Here is a 19764-nt window from a genome sequence, read left to right as displayed (position 1 = left end):
AAATATACCGCAAAAAACAAACAATCAACTGAAGGTCTTGGCGGGCAAAAAACAAGCCGAGGATTATACCTGAGCTATGACCTCACGCGCCAGTTGAGGTCGGGTTTGATGCGGAAACATTGCGATTTAGTAGGTCGCGCAGTTGATTTTTCTCTTCGATACTCAGTTCGCTTTGACGCGCTTTGCTGAGCAACTGTTCCAGATTTCGCTCGCGTTGGCGGGCTGACAAGCTAGTAATGGTGTCGAAAAACTGTTGTTCAAGGTTGTCTCCGTCAATCAACCACTCCTTTTCTGCCAGCGCCTTGAGCAAGCGACCCTGTTCAGTGCCGTGCCATCGTGCGATCAACTGAAATGAGTTTAGCTTGGGATTCTTCTGTACGGCTTCGAGCAGCGCCACAAGCAACTGGGCGTTGGTCTGATTTTCGTCCGCGATGTGCCCGGCGTCTTCGACGCGCTCGGCCAATTGCGGGTGATGGAGCAGTGTGCGCAGGGCCGTCAGGGTCGGTGACTCCACACCAATGGGCGTGCGCGGGCGTTGTTGATCACGATCGCCGCCGCGCTTGCCATTCTTGTCCCAGGGTTTCTTGTCCCACTTCTTGCCGCCGGCGCCGGGTTTCTTCGGCGTCCACTCCTGCTGCGGCACATACATGTCCTGTGCCTGCGGCTGATGGTAGTCGCTGTAGTCCGGCATTGCGTCGTAATCGATGCCCGGATCGTAGGCGGGTGGCGCTTCCTGCGGCGCACTTTGCGCCAGTTGACTGACGATTTCGCTGCTCAGGCCGGTGATTTCGGTCAAGCGCTGACGCATCAGGATGCGCAGGTTGGCGCCCGGTACTTTGTCGATCAACGGTGCGGCGAGGGTGGCCATGTGGGCCTTGCCTTCGAGTGAGCGTGGATCGGCCTCTTCTGTCAGTTGCTGGAAGAAATAATCCGCCAGCGGTTGGGCGTGCTGATTGATTCGGGCTTTGAAAGCATCGGTGCCTTCGGCGCGGACCAGGGTGTCCGGGTCTTCGCCCTCGGGCAGGAACAGGAATCGCGCGCGGCGACCGTCTTGCAGGCTCGACAGTGTTGCTTCGAGTGCGCGCCAGGCGGCGTTGCGGCCGGCCTGGTCGCCGTCAAAGCAGAACAGTACGTTCGGCACGACGCGGAACAAGCGCTTCAAGTGCTCTTCGCTGGTGGCGGTGCCCAGCGTCGCGACGGCATTGCGCAAGCCTTGCTGGGCGAGGGCGATGACGTCCATGTAGCCCTCGACGACGATTATTTCGTCGAGGTTGCGGTTGTTCTTGCGTGCTTCATAAAGGCCGTAGAGTTCCTGGCCTTTATGGAATACCGGGGTTTCCGGCGAGTTCAAGTATTTGGGCTTGTCATCGCCGAGCACGCGCCCACCGAAAGCGATGATCCGGCCTCGGGTGTCGCGGATCGGGAACATCACGCGATCACGGAAGCGGTCATAGCGTTTGCCGGTTTCGGCGTTCTCGATCAGCAGGCCGGCGTCGATCATGGCTTTTTGCTGCAATGTGTCGCTGCTCAAATGCTTGAGCAGGTTGTCCCAGCCGGGCGGTGCGAAGCCGAGGCCGAAATCCCGAGCGATCTCGCCAGTCAGGCCACGGCCCTTGAGGTAATCCACTGCGGCTTTGCGCGATGGATGGCTCTTCAGTGCCTGCCGGTAAAAGTCGGCGGCGGCGCTAAGCAGCGGATACAGCGGCGAGTCGGTCGGCTGTCGCGGTTTGTGCTGACGGCCACCTTCTTCGCGGGGGATTTCCATGCCGGCGGCTTTCGCCAGATCTTCGATAGCCTGGGGGAAGTCCAGGTTGTCGTGATCCATAAGAAAGCCGAGGGCATTACCGCCAGCGCCGCAGCCAAAGCAGTAATAGAACTGCTTGTCGGGACTGACACTGAACGAGGGGGTTTTCTCTTTGTGAAACGGGCAGCAGGCGGTGTAGTTCTTGCCGGCTTTTTTCAGTTGCACACGCGAGCTGACCACGTCGACGATGTCGGTGCGGTTCAGGAGGTCGTCAATAAAGCTCTGGGGAATCAGCCCGGCCATGGCGTTCTCGTCGTCTGCGCTGTAATAAGTCCGATGCGAAGGGCGGCCGAACACGGTTCGTTGCTCGAAGCGCGCAAAATGTGCGGCTCGACCGGTGTCGTCTGCTTGATCGCTGTCGGGAAGTGTATCTGCCGAAAATCCACTGACGTTAATGCCTATCAGTTTTCGACTATTTGAAAGTGTTGCGCTGAATCCGCTGACGGCCGGTTAATGGCCTCGGATAGCTCAATAAAACGGGCACGCATGCAGGTGCCTTGGGCTGATCGTCGTTAGAGAAATCAGTGGGTGTGCTCGTCAGTAGCCTTGAAAGGCTCGTCAGAAAAGACGTGCACCGCTGGCAAAAGAGCCAGGCCTGACGCGGTGAAGCAGATTTGTCTAAGTCGCGTCTGCGGCTTCGACGGTGAAGCATCAAGCGTTTTACGCAAATGCCATTAGCCCGGCTGAGGGCCGGGCTTAGGCAAGAAGCTTGCTACGAACGTCTGTGTATTAGTACAGACGAACGGCGCGGCGCTGTTCGCGCTGAACTTTCTTGGCGTGACGCTTAACAGCGGCTGCTGCTTTACGCTTACGCTCAGAAGTTGGCTTCTCGTAAAATTCGCGGCTACGAACTTCAGCCAGTACACCGGCTTTTTCGCAGGAGCGCTTGAAACGACGCAGAGCTACGTCGAAGGGTTCGTTCTCTTTAACTTTGACGGCTGGCATCCAGAGCTACCTTCATTCATTACCGGGGTCAACATCCTCGCGGCAAAAGAGCACTTGAAGACGTCTGTTTTTAAGGGTTGCGGATGTTAACCCCTCATCGCTCGGAATGCAAAGCCTCTGATCGAAAACCGCTGGCCGGGGCATCACGCGGCGACTATTATGCGCGCCTTCGAATTCAGCCTAAACAAGGCGCAAACCCATGCTAGTACTGGGATTAGAAACCTCCTGCGACGAAACCGGTGTCGCATTATATGACAGTGAACGCGGCTTGCTGGCCGACGCATTGTTCAGTCAGATCGACTTGCATCGTGCCTACGGCGGTGTGGTGCCTGAGCTGGCCTCGCGTGATCACGTCAAACGCATGCTGCCCTTGATTCGTCAGGTGTTGGCCGAGGCTGACTGCGTGCCCACCGAGATCGATGCGATCGCTTATACCGCAGGTCCTGGCCTGGTGGGTGCGCTACTGGTCGGCGCTTCTTGCGCACAAGCGCTGGCCTTTGCCTGGGGCATTCCGGCGCTGGGTGTGCACCACATGGAAGGCCATTTGCTGGCGCCGATGCTGGAACCGAAACCGCCGCAATTCCCGTTCGTCGCTTTGTTGGTCTCCGGTGGCCATACACAGTTGGTTCAGGTCGATGGCATTGGCCAATACAGCCTGCTCGGCGAGACCCTTGATGACGCCGCCGGTGAAGCTTTCGACAAAACCGCGAAAATGATGGGCCTCAATTACCCGGGCGGGCCGGAAATCGCCAAGCTGGCGGAAAAGGGGGTCGCGGGACGTTTTACTTTTCCGCGTCCGATGTGCGATCGCCCGGGGCTTGATTTCAGCTTCAGTGGTCTGAAAACCTTCGCACTCAACACTTGGCAGCAGTGCGTCAGCGCCGGGGACGACGGCGAGCAAGCCCGCTGCGACATCGCGCTGGCGTTCCAGCAGGCCGTGGTGGAGACTCTGACCATCAAGTGCAAGCGTGCCCTGAAACAGGCCGGCATGAAGCGTTTGGTGATCGCCGGTGGCGTCAGCGCCAACAAGGCATTGCGCGTTTCGCTGGAGAAAATGCTCGGCGACATGAAGGGCGACGTGTTTTATGCGCGCCCCGAGTTTTGTACCGACAATGGCGCGATGATTGCGTTTGCCGGCTGCCAGCGTTTGCAAGCCGGTCAGCAGGAAAGCCTGGCGATCAGCGTGCAGGCGCGCTGGCCGATGGAGCAGTTGTCGGCGTTGTAATGAGCGTCGCTCTTGAACTGTATTTAGAAATGCCGTTCGCGCCCGGCAAACAGGTCGCGTAGATTGCCGCGGTGGCGCCAGACGATGAGCAGTGTCAATGCGCTCATCGGCAACAGCGCCTCCGGTTCCTGCCAGGCGAGCAACGGCAGGGTCAGCGGTGTCGCAATCAGGGCCGCCAGCGAGCTGGTACGGGTCAGGTAGAACGTCAGCAGCCAGGCGCACACCGCCAGCAGGGCTGCCGGCGGATACAGCCCCAGCAGCATGCCGGCAGCGGTGGCGACACCTTTGCCGCCGCGAAAACGGAAATACAGCGGGAACAGGTGACCGATCACGGCGCACACGCCGATCCAGGCCTGATCTTGCAGCGACAGGCCTGCTGCGGATGCGATCAGCACTGGCAGCAGGCCTTTGCACAGATCACCCAGCAGGGTCAGGATCGCCAGTTTGCGACCGGCCAGGCGCAGCATGTTGGTGGCGCCGGCATTACCCGAGCCACTCATTCGCGGATCCGGGTTTCCGGTCAGGCGGCTGAGCAAAATGGCGAAGGACAGCGAGCCGAGCAGGTAGGCGAGAGTCGCCAGTAACCAAAACATGCTAACTATTCCGGGCGAGGACGCCCTGATTCTAACGGCGCATTGCGCCCTTGTCGTGCAGCGGAGAAAAGTGCTTGGACAGAGTATTTATCGAGGGCCTGGAAGTTGACACCGTCATCGGTGCCTACGACTGGGAGCGCGGCATCCGACAGTGCCTGCGTCTTGATCTGAGCTTCGCCTGGGACAATCGCCCGGCCGCCGCCGGTGACGACCTGACCCTGGCGCTCGACTACGCTAGCGTTTCCACGCGTATTCAGGCTTTTGCCGAGCAGGCGCAGTTTCAGTTGGTCGAGACCTTCGCTGAGCGTCTGGTCGAGGTGCTGATGACTGAATTCAAGATCACTTGGGTGCGTCTGAAGCTGACCAAGCCTGGCGCCGTGCCGGCCGCCAAAGGCGGAGTGGGTGTGGAGATCGAGCGCGGATGTCGCTGACTCAGGTCTATCTCGGGCTCGGTAGTAACATCGAGCGCGAAACCCATTTGCGTGCCGGTCTTGATGCGCTGGCCACGTTTCTGGTGGATATCCGCTGTTCGGCGGTGTTCGAGAGCCAGCCGGTAGGCGTCAAGAGCGGGCCGTTCTTCAATTTCGTGGTCTCGGCGTTTACCGATTTGCCGTTGATGGAGCTGGATCGCCGGTTGAAATTCATTGAGGCCGATAACGGCCGTTATGCCCCGGATCGCAAGGGGTTGCCGCTGGATATCGACGTGCTGTTGTACGGCGATCTGGCGGGCAATTTCGACGGGCTGGTGCTGCCCCGAGCCGAAATCTTGAAAAATGCCTTTGTGTTGTGGCCGTTGTCGTTGATTGCCCCGGATCGCGTGCATCCGGGTGTGGGAAAAAGCTTCGCGACGTTGTGGGCTGAGGCACAGATTGATCAGGTCTTGGCGCCGGTGAGGTTTGAGTGGCGGGGTGAGCAATTGACCCCTTCAGTTCTGTGTTGACCTGACTGACACCTTCGCGAGCAAGTCAGCGTCCGCATTGGAGCGCATGTTACCTGTGAGCGCTGGCTTGCTCGCGAAGCTGTTCAGCAGGCCGAAGCTTCCTTGTAAGTCTTCAAGGCCTTGAGCCGCTCGCGCTTGAGCGCCTCGCCCAGTTCCGGGCCCTTGAAACCCTTCTCCAGCAACGGTTGCACCGCCACACCTCGCGCCACTGTTGCGGCGCCACGCAAGTAATCGGCCTGTGGATAACTGCGCTGCTCCAACCCTTTACGGCCTCGCGCATCCATCTCGCAGGCGGCAATGAACTCCTCAAAACGCTGCGGTCGGCGATACACGTCAAAACTCTGCAGTAACTCCAGCAATGTCGATGCTTTCAACTCCAGAGCGCGGTGGCCATGGGTGTGATACTGGCCAACCAGCAGGGCCAGTTCCTGGCAATCTTTCGGCGCCTTGAACCGCGCGTTGACGGCTTTGATCAGCTTCAGCCCTTTGTGCTCGTGGGCAATGTGCCGCGGCCATTCTTCTTCAGGGGTCAGGCCTTTGCCGAGGTCGTGCAGCAGGCAGGCCCAGCGCACGGTCAGTGGTTGCTTGTGCAGCGCTGATTGCTCCAGCACGCTCAACGTGTGAATGCCGCTATCGATTTCCGGGTGATGAATTTCCGGTTGCGGTACGCCAAACAGCGCGTTGACTTCCGGCATCAGCACCTTCAAAGCGCCGCATTCGCGCAGCACCTCAATGAACACCTGTGGCTGATTTTCCATCAGTGCCCGGGAGATTTCTTTCCAGCTGCGTTCAGCCGTCAGCGCCTCCAGTTCGCCCGAATCGCTGAGCTGACTCATCAGCGCCAGGGTCTCGGGTGCAATGCTGAAACCCTGCTCGGCGTATCGGGCCGCGAAGCGTGCAACGCGCAGTACACGGAGTGGATCTTCGGCGAACGCCGGAGAAACGTGGCGCAGAACTCGAGCCTCCAGATCGCGCCGGCCATGGTACGGATCGGTCAGATTTTGCTGATCGTCCTCGGCCATGGCGTTGATGGTCAGGTCACGGCGGATCAGGTCTTCTTCAAGTGTGACTTCGGGACTGGCGTGGAAAGTAAAACCGCCATAGCCACGACCGCTTTTGCGCTCAGTGCGGGCGAGGGCGTATTCCTCGCCGCTTTTTGGGTGAAGAAACACCGGGAAGTCTGCGCCAACCGGGCGATAACCCTTGGCGAGCATTTCTTCCGTAGTAGCGCCAACGACCACCCAATCGACATCGGTGACCGGTTTGCCCAGCAAGCGATCACGTACTGCACCGCCAACCTTGAAAATCTGCATAAAAAACCTCCGTTAGCCCGACAGGATAACCCTTGCGTCGGACTTTCGGAGGCCGCTAGCGGATCAAAGATGAATGACGGCCAGGTCGAGTCGACCGTAATCCCCTTCGCTGTGTTCACTGCGTGGCGGTACGTGATGGGTTTTCATGATCTGGTCGCCTTGCAGGGTTTCCAGATGAATGTCGAAGCCCCACAAGCGATGCAAGTGCTTGAGCACCTCGTCAGTGGAGTCACCCAGCGGTTTGCGGTCGTGTTGCTGGTGGCGCAGGGTCAGCGAGCGGTCGCCGCGACGATCGATGCTGTATATCTGCACGTTCGGTTCACGATTGCCGAGGTTGTACTGCGCAGCCAGGGTTTCGCGAATGATCCGGTAACCGGTTTCGTCGTGAATCGCCGGCACCAATAGATCGTCCTTTTGATCGTCATCGAGGATGCTGAACAGCTTGAGATCGCGGATCACCTTCGGTGACAGGTACTGAAGGATGAAGCTTTCGTCCTTGAAACTGCTCATGGCGAACTTGATGGACGACAACCAGTCAGTCCCGGCGATCTCGGGGAACCAGTGACGGTCTTCTTCTGTGGGTTCTTCGCACATGCGGCGAATGTCACGGTACATGGCAAAGCCGAGTGCGTAGGGGTTGATGCCGTTGTAGTAAGGGCTGTCGAAGCCTGGCTGGAACACCACGCTGGTATGCGATGTGAGAAATTCCATCATGAAACCATCGGTGACCAGACCCTCGTCGTACAGGTCGTTCATCAACGTGTAGTGCCAGAACGTCGCCCAGCCCTCGTTCATTACCTGAGTCTGGCGTTGCGGATAGAAATACTGGGCGATCTTGCGCACGATCCGCACGATCTCGCGCTGCCACGGCTCCAGCAACGGCGCGTGTTTCTCGATGAAGTAGAGAATGTTTTCCTGCGGCTCGGCCGGGAAGCGGGCGTTATCCTTGTCGCTGTACTTGTCTGCGCCTTTGGGGATGGTGCGCCACAGATCGTTGATCTGCTTCTGCAGGTGTTCTTCGCGATCCTTCTGCCGCCGGCGTTCTTCTTCGGCGGAAATCGGATAAGGGCGTTTGTAGCGGTCGACGCCGTAGTTCATCAGTGCGTGGCAGGAGTCGAGCAGGTCTTCTACCGCATCAATGCCATGGCGTTCTTCACATTGCATGATGTACTGCTTGGCGAACACCAGATAATCGATGATCGAACTGGCGTCGGTCCAGGTGCGGAACAGGTAGTTGCCCTTGAAGAAACTGTTGTGACCATAGCAGGCATGGGCCACCACCAGAGCCTGCATGCAGATGGTGTTTTCCTCCATCAGATAGGCGATGCACGGATCGGAGTTGATGACGATCTCGTACGCCAGCCCCATCTGCCCGCGGCTGTATGATTTTTCGGTGCTGAGGAAGTGTTTGCCGTAGGACCAGTGGTGGTAACCCAGCGGCATGCCGACCGAAGCGTACGCATCCATCATTTGCTCGGCGGTGATCACTTCGATCTGGTTGGGGTAGGTGTCCAGCGCATAGCCCGCCGCGATGCGGGCGATCTCGCGGTCGTAGGTCTGGATCAGCTCGAATGTCCATTCGGAGCCGGTTGAAATGGGTTGGCGCTTCTGCTCTTTGGCGGTCATGTCACTAACCTGCGCTGGAAGAGTTCACGGAAGACCGGATAGATATCCCCGGCCGAGACCAGTTGCTGTTGGGCAAACGTGTCAGAGAAGGCTTCGGCGATACGTTCGTATTCGTACCACAAGGCCTGATGTTCGCGCGGGGTGATTTCCACATAAGTGTAGTACTGCACAAACGGCATGATCTGGTTGATCAGGATGTCGCGGCAGATCGGTGAGTCGTCGTTCCAGTTGTCGCCGTCGGAAGCTTGAGCCGCGTAGATGTTCCACTCGTTGCTCGGATAGCGCTCGGCCATGATCTCCTGCATCATTTTCAAGGCGCTGGAGACGATGGTGCCCCCGGTTTCCCGCGAGTAGAAAAACTCCTCTTCGTCGACTTCACGGGCACTGGTGTGGTGACGGATGAACACCACGTCGATCTTGTCGTAGTTTCGCTTCAAAAACAGGTACAGCAGGATGAAAAAGCGCTTGGCGATGTCCTTGGTCGCCTGGGTCATGGAGCCGGAGACGTCCATCAGGCAGAACATCACCGCTTTGGAGCTTGGATTCGGCTGCTTGACCAGCAAGTTGTATTTAAGGTCAAAGGTGTCGAGAAACGGCACGCGATGGATGCGCGCACTGAGTTTTTCGATCTCCGTCTCGATTTCCTGAATGTCGCCGAAGTTGTCTGGCTCCTCGCGCTTGAGGCGCGCCAGTTCTTCTTTGGCTTCACGCAGTTTTGCGCGGCTGCTGCCGGACAGGGCGATGCGCCGCGCATGAGCTGAGCGCAGGGTGCGGATGATGTTGATGCGTGAGGGATTACCTTCGTTACTGATCCCCGCGCGAACGGTCTTGAACGTGTCGGTACCGGTCAGATTGCGTTTGACCAGGTTGGGCAGTTCGAGGTCTTCGAACATGAATTCGAGGAATTCTTCCTGAGTGATCTGGAAGACGAACTCGTCCATGCCCTCGCCAGAGTTGCCGGCCTTGCCCGGTCCACGTCCGCCGCCGCCTCCCGGTGGGCGCGCGATGTGTTCGCCGGCGGTGAATTCCTTGTTGCCGGGATGAACAACGGTCTGCTTGCCGCCGCGACCATGGTGAAGCACCGGTTCGTCGATGTCGCGACCGGGAATGCTGATCTGCTCGCCGTGCTCCATATCGGTAATGGAGCGCCGGCTGACCGCCTCTTCGACAGCCTTCTTGATGTGGTCACGGTAACGTCGCAGAAAGCGCTGACGGTTCACCGTGCTCTTGTTCTTGCCGTTGAGACGTCGGTCGATTACATAGCTCATAGGCCCCTCCGGGGAGCTTGAAGTCGTAAGCCTCAAGCAGCAAGCGATGCGCCGTCAGTTCCCGATATCGGGGCTCACCCGCTTTTCTCTTGCCGCTTGTAGCTAGAAGCTTGCAACTGCTTCACTGCGACTTCCGGACCCGTAGGTACCATTCGGAAAGTAGCCGTACCTGTTTGTCGGTGTAGCCACGTTCGACCATTCGTGTAACGAAGTCGTTGTGCTTTTGTTGATCCTCCTTGCTGGCCTTGGCGTTGAAGCTGATGACCGGCAGCAGGTCTTCGGTGTTCGAGAACATTTTTTTCTCGATGACCACCCGCAGTTTTTCGTAGCTGAGCCAGGTCGGGTTCTTGCCGTTGTTGTTGGCCCGTGCGCGCAGTACGAAGTTGACGATCTCGTTGCGAAAATCCTTCGGATTGCTGATGCCGGCCGGTTTTTCGATTTTTTCCAGTTCTTCGTTCAGGGCTACGCGGTTGAGAATCTCGCCGGTTTCCGGATCGCGGTATTCCTGATCCTGAATCCAGAAGTCTGCGTACAGCACGTAGCGGTCGAAAATGTTCTGGCCGTACTCGCTGTAGGATTCCAGGTACGCGGTCTGAATCTCCTTGCCGATGAACTCGATGTAGCGCGGTGCCAGGTATTCCTTCAGATAACGCAGATAGCGCTCGCGCGTCTCGGCCTGAAACTGCTCCTGTTCGATCTGCTGTTCCAGCACGTAGAGCAGGTGCACCGGGTTGGCGGCGATTTCATGGGGATCGAAGTTGAAGACTTTCGACAGGATCTTGAACGCGAAGCGGGTCGACAGGCCGTTCATCCCCTCGTCGACGCCGGCCGAGTCGCGGTACTCCTGAATCGATTTGGCTTTTGGGTCGGTGTCCTTGAGGTTTTCGCCGTCGTACACGCGCATTTTCGAATAGATGTTGGAGTTTTCCGGCTCCTTGAGGCGTGACAGCACGGTGAACTGCGCCAGCATCTTCAAGGTGTCGGGCGCGCAGTGGGCCTTGGCCAGGGAGCTGTTGAACAGCAGCTTGTCGTAGATTTTTACTTCATCGCTGACTCGCAGGCAGTACGGCACCTTGACGATGTAGATCCGGTCGATGAACGCCTCGTTGTTCTTGTTGTTGCGGAAGGTATGCCATTCCGACTCGTTGGAGTGGGCGAGCAGAATCCCGGTGAACGGAATTGCGCCCAGACCTTCGGTACTGTTGTAGTTGCCTTCCTGTGTGGCGGTCAGCAACGGGTGGAGCACCTTGATCGGAGCCTTGAACATTTCGACGAATTCCATCAGGCCCTGGTTGGCCCGGCACAGCGCACCCGAATAGCTGTAGGCGTCCGCGTCGTTCTGTGGGTATTCCTCGAGTTTACGGATGTCGACCTTGCCGACCAGCGCCGAAATATCCTGGTTGTTCTCGTCACCCGGTTCGGTTTTGGCCACGGCGATCTGGTTGAGGATCGACGGGTACAGCTTGACCACGCGGAACTGGCTGATGTCGCCGCCGAATTCGGCCAAGCGTTTGGTTGCCCATGGCGACATGATGGTGTTCAGGTAGCGCCGAGGGATGCCGAAGTCCTCTTCGAGGATCGCGCCATCTTCGGTGGCGTTGAACAGACCCAGCGGAGACTCGAATACCGGCGAGCCCTTGATTGCATAGAAGGGCACTTTTTCCATCAGCTGTTTCAGCTTCTCGGCCAGGGACGATTTACCGCCACCGACTGGGCCGAGCAGATAGAGGATCTGTTTCTTCTCTTCCAGGCCTTGGGCGGCATGGCGGAAATACGAGACGATCTGGTCGATGCATTCTTCCATCCCGTGGAAGTCTTCAAAGGCCGGATAGCGACGGATCACCTTGTTGGAGAAGATGCGTGACAGCCTCGAATTGGTCGAGGTGTCGAGCAGTTCCGGTTCGCCAATAGCCATTAACAGACGCTCGGCGGCGGAAACATAGGCGCTGCGATCCGTTTTGCACAGCTCCAGGTACTCCTGCAGTGAGAGTTCTTCCTGGCGTGTGGACTCGAAGCGTTGTTGGAAGTGGCTAAAGATACTCATGACGTCACCTCGCTCGATACGTGGAGCCGACGCCGGATCAGTCAGTCGATGCTGGCAAGCGGCCGTCGTGGCTGCTTGTTTACCCCCCAGAACACTTTCGCGGTCGACAACCTTGAAAGTCACTCCCGATGACCCGTGCGCCGGTGTACCGGCTCTCCCCTGTTTTGGATGGCCTGGGCTTAAGGATAGTTGGGAATTCGGGAGGTAAAGGCGAGATACGTAATTATGTGTGGCAGACCGTTTGTCTGCCCAGCGCGGGCCCACGGCAGCCGGGGCTCGCGCCTGACAAAAAAATTATTGCGCGCAGCTTTGAGCGGTTTCTGCAGGATAAGTCGTACGCCATAGCTCGAAGCCGCCGTCCATGCTGTAGACGTCGGAGAAGCCCTGGCTGATCAGGTACGCTGCTGCGCTCTGGCTGGAATTACCGTGATAGCAGACCACTACCAGTGGTGCGTCGAGGTCGGCGTTACGGATGAAATCGGCGATGGAATGGTTGTCCATATGTTGGGAGCCGGCAATGTGCAGCGCGGCGTAGGTTTGCGGGTCGCGGACGTCGATCACGACGGCGCCTTTCTCGCGCAGGGCCTGGGCTTGTTCCGGGGGGATTCGTTTGACTTCGCTCATGGCGGGTTCCTGTAGCTCGGCTGAATACGCAGTCTAGCGTGGTGTGCTGACTGGCGAGGTGTTGGGGGTAAGTGGTGCGACTGACGGCAGGACGCCACCGTGTTCGTCGCATTTGCATGACAGGCGTTCACCGCTGTCGACGTTCATCAGGGTCAGGCTGCCACCCCACACGCAACCGGTGTCGAGCGCTGCGATGCCCGGTTCGCTGACCTGGCCTTCGAGGGCGGCCCAGTGACCGAAGATGATCCGCAAGCCGCGGGTCTTGCGCTCCTTGTGCAGGAACCACGGTTTATAGCCCGGCGGTGCGGTATCGAGGCCTTCCTTGCTCTTGAGGTCAAGTTTGCCTTCGGCGGTGCAGAAACGCATGCGGGTGAAATAGTTGGTGATCACGCGCAGGCGAGGTACACCTTGCAGGTCGCTGTCCCATTTTGCCGGCTCGTTGCCGTACATGCCGTCGAGATAAAGCGGCAGCAGATTATCGTCACGCAGCGCCGCTTCGGCTTCGGCGGCCAGCTTCAAGGCTTTGCGCAGCGACCATTGCGGCGGTATGCCGGCATGCACCATGGCGACGTCACGTTGTTCGTCGTAGTGCATGAGCTTTTGCTGGCGCAGCCACTCAAGCAAGTCGGCGGCGTCGGGTGCGTCGAGAATCTCGCGCAGGGTGTCGGATTTCTTCAGGCGTTCGATGTTTTTTGCGGCGGCCAGCAGGTGCAGGTCATGATTGCCGAGCACACAGACCAGTGACTCGCGCATGCCATATAGAAATCGCAGGGTTTGCAGCGACTGTGGGCCGCGGTTGACCAGGTCACCTGCCAGCCACAGCCGATCGATCGCCGGATCGAACGCGACCTGCTTGAGCAGGCACTTGAGCGGTTCGAGGCAGCCCTGCAGGTCGCCGACGGCATACGTGGCCATCAGTGCAGCGCTCCGGGAGCGGCGAGAAGAAAGGGTTTGATGATCGCGTCGAAATGCTTGCCGTCGTCGGCGACCATTTCGTAGGTGCCTTGCATGGTGCCAACCTTGGTGGTCATTACCGTGCCGCTGCTGTAGGTGTGGCTTTCGCCTGCATCGATCAACGGTTGCTGACCCACGACACCTGCACCGCGCACTTCTTCGACGTGCCCGTCTCCGTCGGTGATGACCCAGTGTCGCGACATCAGTCGCGCCGGCTTGTCGCCGTTGTTCTGTACGGTGATGGTGTAGGCGAAGGCAAAGCGGTCGTGCTCGGGTTGCGATTGGTCTGCCAGATAGTGGGTAACCACGCTGACATCGACCTGGTAACGGGAATCGGACATGCAAAAGGCCTTAAACGAAGCGGAACGCGGGGCGTAGCTGATGGGGAATCAGTCTAGGCAAGTATCGGGCAGTAAACCAGAGTGGCGTCCTGCCCGATAGCGTTCATCACTTGTCAGTCGGCGGCGGGCGTCTCTGGGGCTTGCTCGCTGAGCTTGTCGGCCAGGCGCACGAAGGCGGCCAGATCCAGTTGCTCGGGGCGCAGGCTGCCATCGACACCGGCGGCTTCGATCTCGGCAGACGTCATCAATTGCTTGAGCGTGTTGCGCAGGGTCTTGCGGCGCTGGTTGAAGGCTTCGCGAACAACGCGCTCCAGCAGGCGATGATCCTTGGCCGGGTGCGGCAGTACCGCGTGCGGGACCAGACGGACGATAGCCGAGTCGACTTTCGGCGGTGGGTTGAACGCTCCCGGGCCGACGTTGAACAGGTGTTCCACGCGGCAGTGGTACTGAACCATGATCGACAGGCGACCCCAATCACCGCCACCAGGACCCGCTGCCAGGCGCTCGACAACTTCCTTTTGCAGCATGAAGTGCATGTCGCGAATGATGCCGGCGTTGCTCAGCAGGTGGAAAATCAGTGGCGTAGAGATGTTGTAAGGCAGGTTGCCGACTACGCGCAGGCTGTTCGGCGCGGCGTTGAGCGTATTGAAGTCGAACTTCAGCGCATCGCCTTGATGCAGGTTGAAGTTGCTCTTGCCGGCGAACTGCTGGTTGAGGATCGGGATCAGGTCCTTGTCCAGCTCCACGACGTCAAGTTGTGCGCCGGAGTTGAGCAGGCCGGCGGTCAGCGCGCCCTGGCCCGGGCCGATTTCCAGCAGGCGGTCTTCGGACTTGGCGCTGATGGAGCGCAGGATGCGGTCGATAACGCCGGCATCGTGCAGGAAGTTCTGGCCAAAGCGTTTGCGCGCCTTGTGTTGGTATTGCTCGGTCATAAACGGGTCTCGGCCATCTGGTAGGCGGTTTCCAGGGCGACTTGCAGGCTGCCGGTATCGATCTTGCCGCTGCCGGCCAGATCCAGGGCGGTGCCGTGGTCGACCGAAGTGCGGATGATCGGCAGGCCGAGGGTCACGTTGACGGCGGCGCCGAAGCCTTTGTACTTCAGCACGGGCAAGCCCTGGTCGTGGTACATCGCCAGCACTGCGTCGCAGTGCTCCAGATATTTGGGGGTAAACAGAGTGTCCGCGGGTGACGGGGGACACCGGGCCCATTAACATACCCCAACCTTCCACCCCAAATCCGCCGCCCGGGGGGGCGCGGGATTCGTCTAATGTGGGTTCGATGATGTCGATTTCTTCATGGCCCAGGTGTCCGCCTTCACCGGCGTGCGGGTTGAGCCCGCACACCAGAATGCGTGGCCGGGCGATGCCGAATTTGTCTTGCAGGTCGGCGTGCAGAATCCGCGTGACTCGCTCCAGCCGTTGCGGCGTGATCGCATCGGCAACCTCGCGCAGGGGCAGGTGAGTGGTGACCAGTGCCACGCGCAAACCGCGTGTGGCAAGCATCATCACCACTTGCGCGGTGTGGGTCAGATCGGCAAGAAATTCCGTGTGTCCGGAGAACGCGATGCCTGACTCATTGATCACGCCTTTGTGTACTGGCGCGGTGATCATCCCGGCGAATTCGCCGTTCAGGCAGCCATTGCCAGCGCGGGTCAGGGTTTCGAGGACGAAGGCCGCGTTGGCCTTGTCCAGTTGCCCGGTCACCACGGGGGCGCTGAGCGGCGTATCCCAGACGTAAAGGCTATGTTCAGGTGCGGGCGCATCCGGCCATTGACCGGGCGCAACATCCAGCAGATTGACGGCCAGCCCCAGCTGCGCGGCCCGCTCAAGGAGCAGGTCGCGGCTGGTGATGGCAATCAGGGGGTGTGGCTGGGCTTGCGAGGCGAGCAGCAGGCACAGGTCGGGACCGATGCCGGCTGGTTCGCCGGGTGTCAGCGCGAAACGCTTGGGTTTCACTGCGCTGCCTGGTCTGCACCAGGAAGTTTGATCTCTACGTACGCTTCGTCACGGATCTGACGCAGCCAGGTTTGCAGCTCTTCGTCGTATTTGCGATTACGCAATACCGTCATGGCTTGCTGCTCGCGGGCTTGTTCAGTGCTGTCAGTGGCGCGACGGCCAAGGACTTCCAGAACGTGCCAGCCGTATTGGGTCTTGAATGGCTTGGACAGCTGACCTTGAGGGGTCTTGGCCATTACTTCGCGGAATTCCGGAACCAGTACGTTCGGGTCGATCCAGTTCAGGTCGCCGCCGTTGAGGGCCGAACCCGGGTCTTCGGAGTAGCTTTTCGCCAGGGTGGCGAAATCTTCACCGGCCAGAATCCGCTCGTACAGCGATTGAACCAAGGCCTTGGTCTTGGCTTCGTCGCGGATCGGGCTTGGCTTGACCAGGATGTGGCGCACATGCACTTCATCGCGGGTTTGAGTTTCGCCACCACGCTTGGCCAGCAACTTCAGGATGATGAAGCCACCTGGCGTGCGTGCAGGCTGAGTCACGTCGCCGACGGCCATGCTGCTCAACTCGCGATCGAACGGAGGTGGCAACTGCGCGGCTTTACGCCAGCCCATGTCGCCGCCTTCCAGTGCGTTGTCGCTGGCGGATTTGGCGACGGCCAATTGACCGAAGTCGGCGCCTTGCTTGAGCTGCTGGTAAATCTCCATGGCCTGACGCGCGGCATTCTGAATCGCTTCAGAGTTGGCGCTTTCCGGGGTCGGAATCAGGATGTTGGCCAGGTGCAGTTCTTCGGACAATTGCATCTTGCCCAGGTCGGAGGCGAGGAAGTTCTTCACTTCCTGTTCCGACACCTGAATGCGTTCTGCTACACGGCGCTGACGTACACGGCTGATGATCATTTCGCGACGGATCTGGTCACGGGCGTCGTCGTAAGACAGGCCGTCGTGAGCCAGAGCAGCACGGAATTGATCCACCGTCATGTTGTTGCGCTGGGCAATGGTGCCAACAGCCTGGTTCAGTTCTTCATCGGTAATGCGGATACCGGAACGTTCGCCGATCTGCAATTGCAGGTTCTCGACGATCAGGCGTTCGAGCACCTGCTGATCCAGTACGCCTGGGGGCGGCAAACCGCCCCCACGCTTGGCGATGGTCTGCTGAACTTCGTGGACACGCTGATCCAGTTGGCTCTGCATGACCACGTCGCTGTCGACGATCGCTACCACTTTATCGATGGGCTGTACTGCAGCATTCGCCGCAGTACCCAGGAACAGCGCGCCCAGCACAAGCGGGCGCAGACAATCAGAAAGCTTGGTCTTCACGTTCACGATAACCTTGAATGCCTTTGTCGAGGAAGCTCTCTACCTTGGCGCCAGTGAGGCCACCGAGTCCCTTCAGAACAATTTGGAGGAAGACGCCATGGTCGCCTTTTTCGTTTTGCGGTGCGTTCTGACTGAACTCGTCATAGGAAACCCAGTAACGGTTGATCAGGCGCAGTTTCCAGCAGCAGTTGTCGTACTCGAAACCACCGAAAGCTTCCAGGGTACGGTTACGGTTGTAGTCATACTGCCAGCGGCTGATGGCGTTCCACTGCGGCACGATCGGCCAGATCACCGAGAAGTCGTGCTGTTTGATTTTGTAGTAGTCCTTCACGTAGCCAGGCTGGCCTGGAGTGCCGTAGTCACCACCACCCACCGACCATTTACCGGTGTTTTGGTCGTAGCGAACCTGGTCATTGCGATAGCGATAGCCGGCGTTGATGACCTTGTTCGGGTTGTCTTCAGGCTGGTAGTGGAACATTGCACTGCCGGAACGTGGGCTGCGGCTGTCCGGATCCCAGTTGTAATCGGCCGTGGTGCGCCAATCACGGTTCCAGCGGTATTCGTATTCCAGTGCATATGGCGAAACGTTGGATTTCGCGTCATCACGGGTTTTTGCATCGATGCCCGGCAATTGGACTTCGCGATCCTTGAAGTACAGGGCCTGGCCGACGCTGATGCGTTGACGCTCGAAGCCATTGTCTTCGATCCAGCGGCTGGTTACGCCCAGCGACAGTTTGTTCTCGTCGCCGACACGGTCGGAGCCGGAGAAACGGTTGTCACGGAACAGCGACGCGTAGTTGAAGGTGTATTCGCTGGTGTCGAACACCGGAATGTCCTTCTGATCTTCCTCAGGAACGTAGAGGTAGAACAGGCGCGGTTCCAGGGTCTGGCGGTAGTTCTTGCCAAAGAACGACGTGTTACGGTCGAAGTACAGGCCGCTGTCGATGCTGGCGATTGGCACACCGCGGTTCTGGTTGCTGCCGAATTTTCCGTAGAGGTTCTGATTTTCCGGCGACATTGCAGCAATCTGGGATTTACCAGTACCGTCCAGATCCAATTGATACTGGGTGTACTGATACTTGAGCGATGGCTTTAAGAAGCCATAGGTCCAGTTCATTGGCAGACTTACACCGGGCTTCAGATTCAGACGGTCGCCGTTTGCACGGGCCAGACCTTGAATGTTGTTGTCCAGTCGAGGTTCTGTCGTAACGCCGTCCTCCTGAGTGAACGTCCCGCTTTTCAGATCACGATCAAACCGAACAAGCTCGGTCTCGTAATCGAAATTCAAACCTTGCGGGTGATACGGCAGCTGACCATTGAAGGTGATCTGCGGCAAACGATCATACGGCGTGATGTTCGAAACGGTTGCCAACTGATACGCCTGAGCGTTCAACCGCGCGGTATAGCTGTCGCCACGATAGGTAACCGCGCCCTGCTGGTTCACGTAGTCGCTGGATTTCACACCAATCTGATCGGTCTGCAGATCCTGGAAGTAATACGGATCGCTGATCTTGGTGTAGTCAACTTCAGTGAGCACGCGGGAGTCGAGACCGCCCTTGTGCTGCCAGTTGTACATGTATCGGGTTTTTTCGTAATCGGTCTGCTTGCTGCGTTCAGTGTCGTCATCGTTCAGGTACGCAGCGCCGAACTGGCCTTCGCTGGACTTGGTCAGATAACGGAACTCGCCTTCCACCAACATGCCACGCTTGCTCATGTAACGTGGATACAACGTGGCGTCGTAATTAGGCGCCAGGTTGAAGTAGTACGGCGTTACCAGCATGAAGCCGGTGTCGCTGCCGGTGCCGATGGTCGGCGGCAGGAAGCCCGACTGGCGACGGTCATCGATCGGGAAGTAGATGTACGGCGTGTACAGGATCGGAATGTCTTTGACGCGCAACGTCACGTTGGTCGCGGTACCGAAGCCGGTGGCCGGGTTCAGGGTGATGTTGTTGCCCTTGAGCTGCCAGGCGTTGCTGTTCGGTTCGCACGTGGTGTACGTGCCGTCCTTCAAGCGGATGATCGCGTTTTCGGCACGCTTGGCGTACAGCGCGTTACCGCGAATGCGCGATTTGTGCATCACGTATTCGGCGTTGTCGACCTTGGCTTCGCCAGTGTCGAGCTGCACATCGGCGTGGTCGCCAACGATCAGCGCGCCGTTGTCACGGATACGCACGTCGCCACTGAGCTCGGCGCGGCTCTCGGCCTGATACAGGCTGGCCTCGTCGGACTCGACCTGCATGCTGCCCTGACGCAGGACGACATCACCGGCCAGCGTACCGACTTGATCATCGGTGTTATAGCGAGAGGCTTTTGCGCCGATAAAGGTCGGAGCATCGCTTTTATTCGTCTTGTCATTCATGCCAGGACGAATCGGCTCGATATAAGCACCCGAGCAATATGGACCGGTCTCGGCCAATTGGGCGGCGGTGAGCTTCTCGCGCGCAACCCAGTCGAGGTGACTGAAGTCTTCGCTACGGGATTTCAAACCGCGGCCCTTGGCTTCGGTGACCAGCACGGGCTTGGCGCCGGTGTCGGTGGTCGAACCGTTCTGTGCCGGGGCTTCGCCGGTGGCGCTGACGGCACTGCCGTCATGCACCGGACGCGGCGGCAATGCAGCGGCCGGCGTCTTGGGCGAACAGTCCCAGGCACCCGTAGCCGATACAGAGCAGTCATACTGCTCGGCGGCGACAACGAATTGACTGGCCAGAGGTTGCATAGCCAGCAGACTGCCGGTTACCAACAACGGAAATTTTTTACGAAACGCGGGGGATTTCAATGCCATCTTATTAGTCCGGGCTTCCTGCGTGCCATCTGCCCGC

At 58.7% G+C, this 19764-nt stretch carries 16 protein-coding genes and 1 pseudogene; 3 read left to right on the top strand and 14 right to left on the bottom strand.

Annotation, left to right across the window (positions count from 1 at the left end; translation table 11 throughout):
* Positions 1-82 precede the first annotated feature (82 nt).
* Positions 83-2047 (bottom strand): DNA primase, encoded by a 1965-nt coding sequence (gene dnaG, locus ACIOWA_RS20265; protein ID WP_401161580.1) that lies wholly within the window; start codon positions 2045-2047, stop codon positions 83-85.
* Between the two features lie 486 nt (positions 2048-2533).
* On the bottom strand, positions 2534-2749 hold the full coding sequence (gene rpsU / locus ACIOWA_RS20260; RefSeq protein ID WP_002551877.1) for a 30S ribosomal protein S21: 216 nt from the start codon (positions 2747-2749) through the stop codon (positions 2534-2536).
* A 199-nt stretch (positions 2750-2948) separates the two neighbouring features.
* On the opposite strand from rpsU, the gene tsaD reads away from it, so the two are divergent.
* The gene (tsaD, locus tag ACIOWA_RS20255) at positions 2949-3974 is read left to right on the top strand and encodes a tRNA (adenosine(37)-N6)-threonylcarbamoyltransferase complex transferase subunit TsaD (RefSeq protein ID WP_339539487.1); all 1026 of its coding nucleotides are present in this window, start codon (positions 2949-2951) and stop codon (positions 3972-3974) included.
* A 23-nt stretch (positions 3975-3997) separates the two neighbouring features.
* On the opposite strand, the gene plsY is transcribed toward tsaD, so the two are convergent.
* Complete coding sequence (gene plsY / locus ACIOWA_RS20250) at positions 3998-4567, bottom strand: glycerol-3-phosphate 1-O-acyltransferase PlsY (protein ID WP_401161578.1); 570 nt, start codon at positions 4565-4567, stop codon at positions 3998-4000.
* A 74-nt stretch (positions 4568-4641) separates the two neighbouring features.
* On the opposite strand from plsY, the gene folB reads away from it, so the two are divergent.
* Together folB and folK are read left to right on the top strand one after the other, a co-directional pair.
* Positions 4642-4998 (top strand): dihydroneopterin aldolase, encoded by a 357-nt coding sequence (gene folB, locus ACIOWA_RS20245; RefSeq protein WP_056786656.1) that lies wholly within the window; start codon positions 4642-4644, stop codon positions 4996-4998.
* On the top strand, positions 4989-5507 hold the full coding sequence (folK, locus tag ACIOWA_RS20240) for a 2-amino-4-hydroxy-6-hydroxymethyldihydropteridine diphosphokinase (RefSeq protein ID WP_339433297.1): 519 nt from the start codon (positions 4989-4991) through the stop codon (positions 5505-5507). Before folB ends, folK begins: the two co-directional genes overlap by 10 nt.
* A gap of 83 nt (positions 5508-5590) precedes the next feature.
* Here folK and ACIOWA_RS20235 read toward each other — a convergent pair whose 3' ends face one another.
* The 11 genes and pseudogenes from ACIOWA_RS20235 to ACIOWA_RS20185 form a co-directional block, all read right to left on the bottom strand.
* A complete protein-coding gene (locus ACIOWA_RS20235; RefSeq protein ID WP_401161576.1) occupies positions 5591-6820 on the bottom strand; it encodes a multifunctional CCA addition/repair protein in 1230 nt (409 codons plus the stop codon).
* 63 nt (positions 6821-6883) lie between these two features.
* On the bottom strand, positions 6884-8446 hold the full coding sequence (locus ACIOWA_RS20230; protein ID WP_221731106.1) for a SpoVR family protein: 1563 nt from the start codon (positions 8444-8446) through the stop codon (positions 6884-6886).
* Complete coding sequence (locus ACIOWA_RS20225; RefSeq protein ID WP_221731105.1) at positions 8443-9714, bottom strand: YeaH/YhbH family protein; 1272 nt, start codon at positions 9712-9714, stop codon at positions 8443-8445. Before ACIOWA_RS20225 ends, ACIOWA_RS20230 begins: the two co-directional genes overlap by 4 nt.
* 121 nt (positions 9715-9835) lie before the next feature.
* On the bottom strand, positions 9836-11758 hold the full coding sequence (locus ACIOWA_RS20220; protein WP_339433299.1) for a PrkA family serine protein kinase: 1923 nt from the start codon (positions 11756-11758) through the stop codon (positions 9836-9838).
* Between the two features lie 294 nt (positions 11759-12052).
* Positions 12053-12382, bottom strand: coding sequence for a thiosulfate sulfurtransferase GlpE (gene glpE, locus ACIOWA_RS20215; RefSeq protein WP_339464439.1), 330 nt, complete (start codon positions 12380-12382; stop codon positions 12053-12055).
* A 33-nt stretch (positions 12383-12415) separates the two neighbouring features.
* Positions 12416-13297, bottom strand: coding sequence for a symmetrical bis(5'-nucleosyl)-tetraphosphatase (locus tag ACIOWA_RS20210; RefSeq protein WP_401161573.1), 882 nt, complete (start codon positions 13295-13297; stop codon positions 12416-12418).
* On the bottom strand, positions 13297-13677 hold the full coding sequence (gene apaG / locus ACIOWA_RS20205) for a Co2+/Mg2+ efflux protein ApaG (protein WP_339433302.1): 381 nt from the start codon (positions 13675-13677) through the stop codon (positions 13297-13299). Before apaG ends, ACIOWA_RS20210 begins: the two co-directional genes overlap by 1 nt.
* A gap of 113 nt (positions 13678-13790) precedes the next feature.
* Entirely contained in the window at positions 13791-14609 is an 819-nt protein-coding gene (gene rsmA, locus ACIOWA_RS20200) for a 16S rRNA (adenine(1518)-N(6)/adenine(1519)-N(6))-dimethyltransferase RsmA (protein ID WP_339433303.1), read from the bottom strand.
* Positions 14606-15632: pseudogene (gene pdxA / locus ACIOWA_RS20195) on the bottom strand (4-hydroxythreonine-4-phosphate dehydrogenase PdxA). Before pdxA ends, rsmA begins: the two are co-directional and overlap by 4 nt.
* Positions 15629-16945 carry a peptidylprolyl isomerase SurA gene (gene surA / locus ACIOWA_RS20190; RefSeq protein WP_401138670.1) on the bottom strand — a complete coding sequence of 439 codons (1317 nt, stop codon included), beginning with the start codon at positions 16943-16945 and terminating at the stop codon, positions 15629-15631. Before surA ends, pdxA begins: the two are co-directional and overlap by 4 nt.
* Positions 16926-19727 (bottom strand): LPS-assembly protein LptD, encoded by a 2802-nt coding sequence (locus tag ACIOWA_RS20185; protein ID WP_401161571.1) that lies wholly within the window; start codon positions 19725-19727, stop codon positions 16926-16928. The genes surA and ACIOWA_RS20185 overlap by 20 nt, the downstream gene beginning before the upstream one ends.
* Positions 19728-19764: the final 37 nt, after the last annotated feature.

Source organism: Pseudomonas sp. NPDC087614 (assembly GCF_044743485.1).
GTDB lineage: Bacteria > Pseudomonadota > Gammaproteobacteria > Pseudomonadales > Pseudomonadaceae > Aquipseudomonas > Aquipseudomonas baetica_A.
This window is presented reverse-complemented; position numbering and strand designations above follow the sequence as displayed.

What these genes read in the sequence shown, in the direction of transcription:
- plsY (WP_401161578.1), bottom strand. Translation starts at nt 4,567, where the DNA reads ATGTTTTGGTTACTGGCGACTCTCGCCTACCTGCTCGGCTCGCTGTCC.
- ACIOWA_RS20225 (WP_221731105.1), bottom strand. Translation starts at nt 9,714, where the DNA reads ATGAGCTATGTAATCGACCGACGTCTCAACGGCAAGAACAAGAGCACG.
- folK (WP_339433297.1), top strand. Translation starts at nt 4,989, where the DNA reads ATGTCGCTGACTCAGGTCTATCTCGGGCTCGGTAGTAACATCGAGCGC.
- ACIOWA_RS20185 (WP_401161571.1), bottom strand. Translation starts at nt 19,727, where the DNA reads ATGGCATTGAAATCCCCCGCGTTTCGTAAAAAATTTCCGTTGTTGGTA.
- apaG (WP_339433302.1), bottom strand. Translation starts at nt 13,677, where the DNA reads ATGTCCGATTCCCGTTACCAGGTCGATGTCAGCGTGGTTACCCACTAT.
- rpsU (WP_002551877.1), bottom strand. Translation starts at nt 2,749, where the DNA reads ATGCCAGCCGTCAAAGTTAAAGAGAACGAACCCTTCGACGTAGCTCTG.
- ACIOWA_RS20235 (WP_401161576.1), bottom strand. Translation starts at nt 6,820, where the DNA reads ATGCAGATTTTCAAGGTTGGCGGTGCAGTACGTGATCGCTTGCTGGGC.
- ACIOWA_RS20210 (WP_401161573.1), bottom strand. Translation starts at nt 13,297, where the DNA reads ATGGCCACGTATGCCGTCGGCGACCTGCAGGGCTGCCTCGAACCGCTC.
- dnaG (WP_401161580.1), bottom strand. Translation starts at nt 2,047, where the DNA reads ATGGCCGGGCTGATTCCCCAGAGCTTTATTGACGACCTCCTGAACCGC.
- ACIOWA_RS20230 (WP_221731106.1), bottom strand. Translation starts at nt 8,446, where the DNA reads ATGACCGCCAAAGAGCAGAAGCGCCAACCCATTTCAACCGGCTCCGAA.
- glpE (WP_339464439.1), bottom strand. Translation starts at nt 12,382, where the DNA reads ATGAGCGAAGTCAAACGAATCCCCCCGGAACAAGCCCAGGCCCTGCGC.
- tsaD (WP_339539487.1), top strand. Translation starts at nt 2,949, where the DNA reads ATGCTAGTACTGGGATTAGAAACCTCCTGCGACGAAACCGGTGTCGCA.
- rsmA (WP_339433303.1), bottom strand. Translation starts at nt 14,609, where the DNA reads ATGACCGAGCAATACCAACACAAGGCGCGCAAACGCTTTGGCCAGAAC.
- ACIOWA_RS20220 (WP_339433299.1), bottom strand. Translation starts at nt 11,758, where the DNA reads ATGAGTATCTTTAGCCACTTCCAACAACGCTTCGAGTCCACACGCCAG.